The sequence below is a fragment of the Mycobacterium sp. 1245852.3 genome, assembly GCF_001669335.1.
Lineage (GTDB): Bacteria > Actinomycetota > Actinomycetes > Mycobacteriales > Mycobacteriaceae > Mycobacterium > Mycobacterium europaeum_A.
Genome location: NZ_LZLL01000094.1, coordinates 1 through 10,580, shown reverse-complemented (window position 1 = coordinate 10,580; position 10,580 = coordinate 1). Strand labels below are relative to the sequence as shown.

9 protein-coding genes and 1 pseudogene are annotated in these 10,580 nt (G+C 68.3%); 2 read left to right on the top strand and 8 right to left on the bottom strand.

What is annotated here, in order from left to right; translation table 11 throughout:
* The 4 genes from purH to A9W96_RS04070 all read right to left on the bottom strand — a co-directional run.
* The coding region (purH, locus tag A9W96_RS04085) for a bifunctional phosphoribosylaminoimidazolecarboxamide formyltransferase/IMP cyclohydrolase (RefSeq protein WP_067138035.1) at window positions 1-1,063 on the bottom strand (1,063 nt) is incomplete at its 3' end.
* Window positions 1,060-1,707 carry a phosphoribosylglycinamide formyltransferase gene (gene purN, locus A9W96_RS04080; RefSeq protein ID WP_066871991.1) on the bottom strand — a complete coding sequence of 216 codons (648 nt, stop codon included), beginning with the start codon at window positions 1,705-1,707 and terminating at the stop codon, window positions 1,060-1,062. The genes purH and purN, both read right to left, overlap by 4 nt.
* 119 nt (window positions 1,708-1,826) lie before the next feature.
* Window positions 1,827-3,194, bottom strand: a complete 1,368-nt coding sequence (locus A9W96_RS04075; protein WP_067138033.1) for a DUF6350 family protein — start codon at window positions 3,192-3,194, stop codon at window positions 1,827-1,829.
* Window positions 3,195-3,241: 47 nt separating this feature from the next.
* Window positions 3,242-4,153, bottom strand: a complete 912-nt coding sequence (locus A9W96_RS04070) for a DUF5336 domain-containing protein (protein ID WP_066877835.1) — start codon at window positions 4,151-4,153, stop codon at window positions 3,242-3,244.
* A 254-nt stretch (window positions 4,154-4,407) separates the two neighbouring features.
* On the opposite strand from A9W96_RS04070, the gene A9W96_RS04065 reads away from it, so the two are divergent.
* Window positions 4,408-5,256 (top strand): LLM class F420-dependent oxidoreductase, encoded by an 849-nt coding sequence (locus A9W96_RS04065; protein WP_066866696.1) that lies wholly within the window; start codon window positions 4,408-4,410, stop codon window positions 5,254-5,256.
* Window positions 5,257-5,363: 107 nt separating this feature from the next.
* On the opposite strand, the gene A9W96_RS04060 is transcribed toward A9W96_RS04065, so the two are convergent.
* The 3 genes from A9W96_RS04060 to sucC all read right to left on the bottom strand — a co-directional run bounded on the left by A9W96_RS04060 (window position 5,364) and on the right by sucC (window position 9,047).
* Window positions 5,364-6,887, bottom strand: coding sequence for an acetyl-CoA acetyltransferase (locus A9W96_RS04060; RefSeq protein ID WP_067138030.1), 1,524 nt, complete (start codon window positions 6,885-6,887; stop codon window positions 5,364-5,366).
* Window positions 6,888-6,968: 81 nt separating this feature from the next.
* Complete coding sequence (gene sucD, locus A9W96_RS04055) at window positions 6,969-7,871, bottom strand: succinate--CoA ligase subunit alpha (protein ID WP_066877837.1); 903 nt, start codon at window positions 7,869-7,871, stop codon at window positions 6,969-6,971.
* 12 nt (window positions 7,872-7,883) lie between these two features.
* Window positions 7,884-9,047: an ADP-forming succinate--CoA ligase subunit beta gene (gene sucC, locus A9W96_RS04050; RefSeq protein WP_066866701.1), complete on the bottom strand. Its 1,164-nt coding sequence runs from the start codon at window positions 9,045-9,047 to the stop codon at window positions 7,884-7,886.
* 275 nt (window positions 9,048-9,322) lie between these two features.
* On the opposite strand from sucC, the gene A9W96_RS04045 reads away from it, so the two are divergent.
* Window positions 9,323-10,384 (top strand): M23 family metallopeptidase, encoded by a 1,062-nt coding sequence (locus A9W96_RS04045; protein ID WP_067138028.1) that lies wholly within the window; start codon window positions 9,323-9,325, stop codon window positions 10,382-10,384.
* A gap of 76 nt (window positions 10,385-10,460) precedes the next feature.
* Here A9W96_RS04045 and A9W96_RS30080 read toward each other — a convergent pair.
* A pseudogene (locus A9W96_RS30080) lies at window positions 10,461-10,580 on the bottom strand (M23 family peptidase); the annotation flags it as partial.

Genomic DNA, 10,580 nt, shown 5'->3' with positions numbered 1-10,580 from the left:
CCTCCAGGGCGGCCGGCTCGTAGGCGGGGGCGACGATGACCTCGGTGAAGATGGTGCTGACGTATTCGGCCATCTCCAGGCTGACTTCGGTGTTGGACGCGATGACCCCGCCGAAGGCGCTCAACGGATCGCATTCGTGCGCCTTGCGGTGCGCGTCCGCGACCGATTCCGAGGAGATGGCGATGCCACATGGGTTGGCGTGCTTGATGATTGCGACGCAGGTCTCTTCGTGGTCGAAGGCGGCCCGCCAGGCCGCGTCCGCATCGGTGAAGTTGTTGTAGGACATCTCTTTTCCGTGCAGCTGCTCGGCCTGCGCCAGTCCTGGCCAGGCGCCGGGGTCGCTGTACAGCGCCGCCTGCTGGTGCGGGTTCTCGCCGTAGCGCAGCATCGCCGAGCGACGCCAGTTGCGGCCCAGCCACTTCGGGAAAGTCGTCGGCGGATGTTCGGGAGCCAGCGTCGACTCCATCCAGCTCGCGACGGCGATGTCGTACTCGGCGGTGTGCTGAAAGGCAAGTGACGCCAGCTTTTTGCGCTCGGCGAGGCTAAACCCGCCCGACCGTACCGCGGCGAGCACTCCGTCGTAGCCCTGCGGGTCGACGATCACCGCCACGCTGGGGTGGTTCTTCGCCGCGGCCCGCACCATCGACGGGCCGCCGATGTCGATCTGCTCGACGCATTCGTCGATGCTGGCCCCGGAGTCGACGGTCTCGGTGAAGGGGTACAGGTTGACGACGACGAGCTCGAACGCCGCGATCCCGAGCTCCTCGAGCGCGGCGGCGTGCTCGGGCTTGCGGAGGTCCGCCAGCAGGCCCGCGTGCACGCGCGGGTGCAGCGTCTTGACCCGGCCGTCGAGCACTTCGGGAAATCCGGTCAGCTCCTCGACCCGGGTCACCGGAATGCCTTTGTCGGCAATGACCTTCGCCGTGGATCCGGTCGACACGATTTCGACACCCGCGGCCGCCAGTCCCTGGGCGAGGTCGACGAGCCCGGTCTTGTCGTACACGCTGATCAGGGCGCGCCGGATCGGCCGTTTGGCGTCTTCCCGCCAGTCGTCGGTGCTCATCGGTTCGTCGCCTTTCGTCCGATCGTCGCTTTTCTCCCGACCAGGGTCAGGCCGCGTGTTGCGATCGCGGCCACCACGTCCACCAGGAGCTTCCGTTCGGTGACTTTGATGCGTTCGTGCAGAGTCTCTTCGGTGTCGCCGTCGAGCACCGGAACGGATTCCTGCGCCAGAATCGGCCCGGTGTCCGTCCCGGCGTCCACCAGGTGCACCGTACAGCCTGTGACCTTGACACCGTAGGCCAATGCGTCGGCCACCCCGTGCGCACCCGGAAACGCCGGCAACAGCGCCGGATGGGTGTTGATGACCCGACCGTAGAACCGTGAAAGGAACTGCGGCCCAAGGATTTTCATGAACCCGGCGGAGACCACCAGGTCGGGCGAGTGTGCGGCGGTGGCCTCGGTGATGGCGGCGTCCCAGGCGGCGCGGTCGGGGTGCTCGCCGAGCCGGACGGTGAAGGCGGGCACGGACGCGGCCGCGGCGATCTCGGTGGCCAGGCAGTCGCGGTCGGCGCCGACGGCGACCACCCGGGCCGGGTAATCCGCGACGGCGGAGGTCAACAGCGAATTCAGCAGCGACCCGGTGCCCGACGCCAGTACCACTACCCGTGCCGGTGCGTTCGGGGGCACATGGAGCGGTTCGACCACATCGGCGAGCCTAGCCCGCCGACGATGCGGGTCGTGCAGCGACGTGAGCAGAGTCGGGCGATCGACCTCGGCACCCCGACGGCGCCAACCGGATTGTCGCGCGGCGGCCGGCGGAAGGCTTATTCCTCGGAATCTCGCTCGGTGGCTTCTTGTCCGGGCTCGCGCGGGGATGGCGTGTCGGTCACCGGGGGGTCGGGTTGGGCGGCCTCGCCCGCGGGCGGATCCAGCGCGTCACCCGCCTCCCCAGGGATCGCCTCCTCCTCGTCGGGCGACGGCTCGTCGTCGAAGACGCCCGCGAAGTCGGCCGGTTCCTCGGCCGCCGCGGCCGCTGCGGGCTTGACCTTGGGCCGCCGGGGACGGCGGCTGACCCCGCCGGTCATCACCACCGTGATCCCGCCGACGACCGCGAACCAGAAGAAGACGCCGACGAGCAACGCGCCCTGGTCGACGCCGACGTGCCCGAAGTTACCCAGCTGGCCGCTGCCGGCGTACGCGATCACGGACATCACCAGCGCGCCCACGACCGCGGCGACCAGCAGCTTGGCCGCGGCCGCCAGCAACGGCAGCGCCCGCCGGGCGCACTGCTGCCCGACCGCCACACCCGACGACGCACCGATGATGAGCAGCGCCACCCACACCGGCCCCAGCGGCGGCCTGGGGACCGCGGCCAGCACCGGCACGGCCGGGATGTCACCACCGAACACGATGAACGAACTGAAGGTCGCGAATCCGATGTGCGCGCTGGAGCCGACGGCCATTGCCGCGGTGCCGACAATCACGTTGGGCGCGTACAGCATTGACAGCACGGTGAGGCTGAACTCGCCGAAGATCGAATCGGTGATGCCGTAGAGCTCCTGCATGGTTGACCAATGCACCACCAGCGACCCGGCCGTCACGAAGCCGGAGAGCCCGAGCAACGCCAATACCCCGGCGGAAGCGGCGCGCAGCGAGTCGCCCAGCCAGAACGGCAGCGACGCCGCCGCGAGCGCGCGCGGCCCCACCCGGGACCACACCCCGATGCCGGCGCCGGCGGCATGCACCGCGAGCACGCTGAGGAACGCGCGTAGCGCACTGGGCGTTTGCAGCTCGGTGATCACCGAGGACGCGTCGTGGATGACCGCCAGGGCGATCGCCGTCAGGAACAACGGGCCGCCCAGCGCCGAGGCGACGACCCAGCGGACGACCAGCCACGACGAGTAGGGCGTCGTGGCCCGGGCGGTGCTGCGCGCGGTGGCCCAGACCATCAACAGGACCGGCAGCAGCGGCATCACCCCGAGCACGCGACCGCCGATCGAGACCGGTACCTGGTGCACGCCCAGCCACATGCTGGCGATGGCGCCCAGCGCGCCGGTCATGTCGCTGTTGGCGATCAACAACTGGATCAGCGTGACCGCGGCGATGATGACCAACGCCACCACCGCGGGGGCGAACGCGACCCTGACGAGATCACGCGCCTGGCGAGCGCCCGCTGCCCGGTTGTCCTCCACCCGTGTCACTCTGGGGCACGTCCCCGACTAGGCGCGACAGCGCACGGTTAGGAGGGCGCTGGCCCAGACGGTGACGACGGCGACTGCTGCTCGTGGCCGAACTGCTGGCCCCCACCCTGCTCGGAGAAGTTTGCCGTCGCCGAGGAGTCCGATCCGCCGACGTTGGGCGGGGGGCTGAAGCTGGGGAAGCCGGTGGGCGGCGTGTTCGAGCCGTGCTGCTGCGCGGACGGTTGCGGTCCGGACTGCGGCGAGGGCTGAGCGCCGAAACCGCCGGTCGGAGCGCCGCTCTGGGTGGGCGCCGCGCTCGGCGAATAGCCGCCGTACTGCGAACCGTAGCCCTGCGGCGACTGCTGCTGCCCGCCGTGCTGCTGGCCGCCCGGCTGCTGACCGTAGTAGGGCTGCTGCTGACCGTATTGGCCGTATTGCCCGTACTGGCCATACTGCGCGTACGGGTCGTATTTGGGCCGCGGCGCCGGGGCGGTGATCACCCCGGAGTCCAGCAGGACCACGACGACGGCGGCGATCGCCTGGAGCACGACGGCCGCCACCAGCGGCCACATCGCCCAGCCGATCGAGAAACCGGCGGGCAGGTTGATCGTCTCGGTGATGGCGAGCAAGGCACCCAGCACCGCGATGACCGCGACGACTCCCGCGTAGTTCCTGGCCTTCGGCAGCAGGCCGAGCCCGGCGAGCAGCGCCGCCAGCACGGCAACCACGACCGCGGTGCCGGCGTCACCGGCGCGGCCACCGATGCCCGGGCCGAGGTCGGCGCCGATGGTAAAGGTGGGGCCGAAGTTCAGGAGGTAGGCGGCCAGACCGAGAACCACCACCGCGATGTTCAGGTAGAACGGCAGCTTGCTCGTTCCGTGGTCGTCCTTGGCGAAGGACGGTGTGCCGCCCGCATAGGCGCCGCCGGGTTGCGCCGGTGGATAGCCCGGGCTTCCGGGAGAGTAGGTCATGGCTCCTCCTGTTGCTTCCAGTGCCTTGAACTGCCTAGCGGTCGCCACAGTTGCAGTGCAACGCTGTGCTTCCAGGCGCCTCGCTGCGTTAGCGACGCGGTCGATCACCCACGCTAGCGCACGTGCGGCAGGCCGTGCCGCTGCCACCGGCTTGCTCGGTGACGTCCGCATCGGCGGGCCCGCGACCTGCTCGCGAGACGGTCCGTTTCACGACGGCTTGCCCAGCGGAGGTAGAACACGTTCTAATTCACCCCATGGATTACGGGCTTGTGCTTTTTACCAGCGATCGTGGCATCTCCCCGGCGAAGGCCGCGAAGCTCGCCGACGACCACGGCTTTACGACCTTCTACGTGCCAGAACACACCCACATTCCGGTGAAGCGCGAGGCGGCTCACCCCACCACCGGGGACGAGTCGCTGCCCGACGACCGCTACATGCGGACACTAGACCCCTGGGTGAGCCTGGGCGCGGCGTGCGCGGTCACCTCGCGGGTGCGGCTGTCCACCGCGGTGGCTCTTCCCGTCGAACACGACCCGATCACGTTGGCGAAAAGTATTGCCACCCTTGACCACCTGTCCGGCGGACGGGTCAGCCTGGGCGTCGGGTTCGGCTGGAACACCGACGAACTCGCCGACCACAATGTGCCGCCGGGCCGGCGCCGCACGATGCTGCGCGAGTACCTCGAGGCGATGCGGGCGCTGTGGACCGAAGAAGAAGCCTCCTACGATGGCGAGTTCGTCAAGTTCGGTCCCAGCTGGGCCTGGCCCAAGCCCGTGCAGCCGCACGTCCCGGTGCTGGTCGGCGCGGCGGGCACCGAGAAGAACTTCAAGTGGATCGCCCGCAGCGCCGACGGCTGGATCACCACCCCGCGCGACTTCGACATCGACGAGCCGGTCAAGTTGCTGCAGGACACCTGGGCGGCCGCGGGCCGCGACGGCGCCCCGCAGATCGTGGCGCTGGACTTCAAGCCGGTGCCCGAGAAGCTGGCCAAGTGGGCCGAGCTCGGCGTGACCGAGGTGCTGTTCGGGCTGCCGGACAAATCCGAGGACGAGGTCGCCGCCTACGTCGAGCGCTTGGCCGGCAAGCTCGCCGCCCTGGTCTGACCCCAGGCCAGGCGTGTCGCCGAGCCCGTGAACGCCGAGACTTAAACCAGTGCGACGCGTGACGGCGTGTCGGGTGCGTGGTTTATGTGTCGCGACGGCGACAGCCGCTAACGCAGCGACGCGCGGTTACCGTTACCGGTCGACCACACCGAGATTTCCGCACCGAGCGGATCGCCGTCGCACATCAACGCGACCAGATCCTCGTCGTCGGTCGTCGCCATGAATCGCGTGTTGTCCGTCGCGAGCCTGCCGACGATGATGCCGGTCCGGACCGGCCAGTCGTAGCGCACGGAGTATGTCTCGATCGTCGCTTCACCGTCGGGCGTTTTGGTGACGTTGACCTTGGGCAGCGCTTCAACCTGCTTGTTCAGCTCCGCACAGTTGTCGGTGCGCCAGTCCACGGGTGTGGTCGAGTAGATGCCGACGGAGTACTTGCTCATGATCCCGCCGTTGGCGCCGACGAGGCCGAACTGCCCTGGCCTGTCCCGCATCTGCGCGACCGTCTCGGCGATAGCGTGCAGGGAGTAGCTGTTGCCGGGGCCGCCGAAGTACGGCAATCCGCCGGTCAAGGTCAGACCGCGCGGGTCGTCGCCGTCGATGCCGAGAGCTTCGCAGATGACGAAGACCGGGAACGGGAAGCAGCTGTACAGATCAAAGGTGGCGATGTCGTCAACGCCAATTCCCGCTAACCGCAACGCTTCTCGGGCCGCGTGGACCGCCGCCGGGCTGGCCCCGAGGTCGACGCGGTCGAGCATCGCCTGCTCGACCATGTCGGAGTGGCCGTGCAGGTAGACCCATTTGTCTTGCGCCACACCGAGGCGGGTCGCGGCTTCCACGGACATCAGCACCGCCGCCGCGCCCTGGTTGACCTGATCTCGGGCGACGAGCAACCGGGGGTATGGGTCACTGATCATCCGGTTGTCGTCGGTGACCGTGATGATCTCCTCGACCGACCGCTCGACCGGCGATGACGAAAACGGGTTCTTGGCAGCCACTTTGGACATTGGGGCGAACAGTTCGGCCATCTCGCGCCGATAGTCGGCCACGCTACGTCCCAGGCGGGCGCGGCGGGCGTTCTCGAGCAGCCCGTACTGCACCGGCGCCCCGGTCAAACCGTGCTGGATGGTGTATTCGTCGATGTAACTCGAGATCTGGTGACCGCGATCCTCCAGTTGACCCTCGACGTCTTCGGTGAAGTCCGGCTTGTCGTCACGGTTGGCGAAGTAGCGCGCCGTCGACCCCGGCTCCGAGCCCATGATCAGCACCACGTCGGCGTCGCCCACCACGATGGTGTTGCCCGCCTCCGTGACGAGCTTCTGCGGCCCCTGCCCGCCGACCGGTTCCAGTACCACCCGGGTTGGGTCGCCGCCGAGCCGGTTCATCACCGAGCGCGGGTAGTTGTTCGACTTGCCGAGCGTCGCCGGCATCGGGCCGGAGATCTCGAATTGCCGAAGCCCGAAGACGGTGTCGACGGCGTGTGCAACGCCGTTGGCGCCCGTGTCGGCAAGGGCCGCCTGCGCGGCGGCCGTCGCGAGGTCGACCGCCGACATGCCCCGGTAGTCAGCGTCGTCGATGCGCTCGGTGAACTGGCCGACGCCGACGAGCACCGGGGTGCGGGGATGCACCGGCATTACAGGCCTCCTGACAAGTGTTAATTCGTCAGGCTAACCGAAACCTGAAACGTGTTCCAATTTGGCCGCGAACGGCCCTGCTCACAGGCTCTGCAGGATCTCCCGGGCGAGCGCGGCGGTCTCCGACGGCGTCTTGCCGACCTTGACGCCGGCGGCCTCCAGAGCCTCCTTCTTGGCGGCCGCGGTGCCCGACGAGCCGGACACGATGGCGCCGGCGTGGCCCATCGTCTTGCCCTCCGGCGCGGTGAATCCCGCGACGTAACCGACGACCGGCTTGGACACGTTGGCCTTGATGTAGTCGGCCGCCCGCTCCTCGGCGTCACCGCCGATCTCACCGATCATCACGATGACCTTGGTGTCGGGGTCCTTCTCGAAGGCCTCGATGGCGTCGATGTGGGTGGTCCCGATCACCGGGTCACCGCCGATACCGATCGAGGTGGAGAAGCCGAAATCGCGCAGCTCGTACATCATCTGGTAGGTCAGGGTGCCCGACTTGGACACCAGCCCGACCGGACCGGGGCCGCTGATGTTGGCCGGCGTGATGCCGGCCAGCGCCTCGCCCGGGGTGATGATGCCCGGGCAGTTCGGCCCGATGATGCGGGTCTTCTGCCCCTTGTCGACGTTGTAGGCCCACGCATAGGCGCTGTCCTGCACCGGAATTCCCTCGGTGATGACGACCAGCAGCGGGATCTCGGCGTCGATGGCCTCGATGACAGCGTCCTTGGCGAACTTCGGCGGCACGAACACGACCGAGACGTTGGCGCCGGTTTCCTTGATCGCTTCGGCGACGGTGCCGAACACGGGCAGCTCGACGTCCTTGCCGACCGGGTCCACGTGCGACACGGTCGTGCCCGCCTTGCGGGCGTTCACGCCGCCCACCACCTGGGTGCCGGCCTTGAGCATCAGCGCGGTGTGCTTGGTGCCCTCACCGCCGGTGATGCCCTGGACGATGACCTTGGAGTCCTTGTTCAGGAAGATCGACATAGCTTGGTTCCCTTACTTGTTCGCCAGCTCGGCGGCTTTGTCGGCACCGGCGTCCATGGTCTCGGCCTGGATCACCAGCGGGTGGTTGGCTTGGGCCAGGATCCGGCGGCCTTCGTCGACGTTGTTGCCGTCGAGCCGGACCACGAGCGGCTTGTTGGCCTCGTCGCCGAGCATGTTCAGCGCGGTCACGATGCCGTTGGCGACGGCGTCGCAGGATGTGATGCCGCCGAACACGTTCACGAACACGCTCTTGACCTGCTTGTCGTTCAGGATGACGTCGAGGCCCGCGGCCATCACCTCGGCCGACGCGCCACCGCCGATGTCGAGGAAGTTGGCCGGCTTGACCCCGCCGTGCTTCTCGCCCGCGTAGGCGACGACGTCGAGCGTCGACATGACCAGGCCCGCCCCGTTACCGATGATGCCGACGGAGCCGTCCAGCTTGACGTAGTTGAGGTCATGCTCCTTGGCTTTGAGCTCGAGCGGGTCGGTCGCGTCGCGGTCCTCGAACTCGGCGTGGCCCGGCTGACGGAAGTCGGCGTTGGCGTCCAGCGTGACCTTGCCGTCCAGCGCCAGGATCTGGTCCTTGGGGTCGCGCACCAACGGGTTGACCTCGACCAGGGTGGCGTCCTCGGCGACGAAGACCTCCCACAGCTTGTTGATGGTGACCGCGGCGGCGTCCAGCACCTCGGCGGGCAGGTGGCCCTGCTCGGCGATGGACCGCGCGGTCGCCAGGTCGACGCCCTTGACGGCGTCCACCGGAACCTTGGCCAGCCGCTCCGGCTTGGTGGCGGCCACCTCCTCGATTTCCATGCCGCCCTCGACCGAACACATGGCCAGGTAGGTGCGGTTGGCGCGGTCGAGCAGGAAGGAGATGTAGTACTCCTCGGCGATGTCGCTGGCCTCGGCGACCAGCAGCTTCTTCACCACGTGGCCCTTGATGTCCAGGCCGAGGATGTTCTTGGCGTGCTCGTAGGCGTCCTCGGGCGTCGCCGCGTACTTGACGCCACCCGCCTTGCCGCGCCCGCCGACCTTCACCTGCGCTTTGACCATCACCGGGCGACCGATCTCGGTGGCGATCTCGCGAGCGCCCTCGGCCGTGTCGGTCACGCGTCCCGGCGTAGTCGGTACGTTGTGCTTGGCGAACAATTCTTTTGCTTGATACTCGAAAAGGTCCATGGACTCTCTGTCTTCGCTCGACTCAACTACTAGGCCTCTTGGTGGGCGGTGCCGCACTCGGCAACTCGCACGGACGAACTGTATCCACCCCTCAAATGCCTTTGACCGCCGCGTCCGCCGATGTGGCACAGCTCACGAGCTATGGGTTGACCGTCCGCGTGATCCAAATCACAATTCCGCCCGGATTCTGCGACGAGGTTGCCAGTTCCGCGCGTTAGCGGATACCTTCCTAGGGTCCAGATAACGTTATGGTCACGATACGAGGACATTTCAGGTTGTCCCAGCACCGTTTTGCCCGGCCTTCTGCCGTAACTGAGGGCGTCGTCAGGGTTGGTCGCGCGGCCGGCGCCCGGTGGGCGGAAGCCCCGCACCGCACCGAAGTCACCGAAATCCTCCCGCTCGACGGCTTCGATTTCGACGACTTCGAATTCAGCGACGACGCCGGCGATCTCGGCGACCTGGACTTCAGCAATGACTCGACGTTCGACAACGAAGCACAGGTGCTGCTGGCGCCCGAACTCGACGACCTGCACGACGCGGACGACCTGCGCCCGGCATGGCTGGCGGCGCCCGTCACCGAGGTGCTGCCGCGGGTGGTCATCGAGCCCCGCACCGAGCGGCGCCTCGATCGCCCACACGTCACCGACGTCGTCGGCGTCGCGCGGCGCGGCGGGCAGCACCGCAAGCAACCGACCAGCGCGGCCCGGGGCCGCCTGCTGATCTCGGCGATGGCCGCCGGCGCCGCCGCCGCGGCCGCGCACACGGCCACCAGCCACGCCGACACCCCCAAGACCGACGCGGTGCTGACCGCGAACGCCTCCGCGCTCACCGGCGGCGCGGGCGGCAGCAACACCGTCCGCGGCCCCCAGGTGATCGCGGCGGAGCCCGCGGCCACCGCCGCGCTGCACAACCAGGAGCTGGCCAAGGGCGTCGCCTTCGCCAACGACCGCGCTCAGCGCGAGGCCCGGTTGTCTCAACCGCTCTACGTGATGCCGACCAAAGGCATCTTCACTTCCAACTTCGGCTACCGCTGGGGAGTGCTGCACGCCGGCATCGACCTGGCCAACTCGATCGGCACCCCGATCTACGCGGTGTCCGACGGGGTCGTCATCGACGCCGGTCCGGCCGGCGGCTACGGCATGCTGGTCAAGCTGCGCCACGCCGACGGCACGGTCACGCTCTACGGTCACATCAACACCGCGTTGGTCAGCGTCGGTGAGCGCGTGATGGCCGGCGACCAGATCGCCACCATGGGCAATCGGGGCAATTCCACCGGCCCGCACCTGCATTTCGAGGTCCTCCAGGGCGGCACCGAGCGGATCGATCCGGTGCCGTGAGTCGGAGGGCGGGTCGTGCTCCGGTGGGGGCTCGGGCGGACGCGGACCGGAATTTTCTTCGTTCGGCGCGGTCACCTCAGCCAGCGTAGTTGCCGACGCTGAGACCACGCTTAGCGAGCCACGGCACCGGATCGATCCGCTCGGTGCCGCCCTGGAGGACCTCGAAATGCAGGTGCGGGCCGGTGGAATTGCCCCG

Bases quoted from the DNA above. Each gene is read 5' to 3' on its own strand.
- A9W96_RS04070 (WP_066877835.1), bottom strand. From the start codon at position 4,153: ATGACCTACTCTCCCGGAAGCCCGGGCTATCCACCGGCGCAACCCGGC.
- A9W96_RS04065 (WP_066866696.1), top strand. From the start codon at position 4,408: ATGGATTACGGGCTTGTGCTTTTTACCAGCGATCGTGGCATCTCCCCG.
- A9W96_RS04060 (WP_067138030.1), bottom strand. From the start codon at position 6,887: ATGCCGGTGCATCCCCGCACCCCGGTGCTCGTCGGCGTCGGCCAGTTC.
- sucD (WP_066877837.1), bottom strand. From the start codon at position 7,871: ATGTCGATCTTCCTGAACAAGGACTCCAAGGTCATCGTCCAGGGCATC.
- sucC (WP_066866701.1), bottom strand. From the start codon at position 9,047: ATGGACCTTTTCGAGTATCAAGCAAAAGAATTGTTCGCCAAGCACAAC.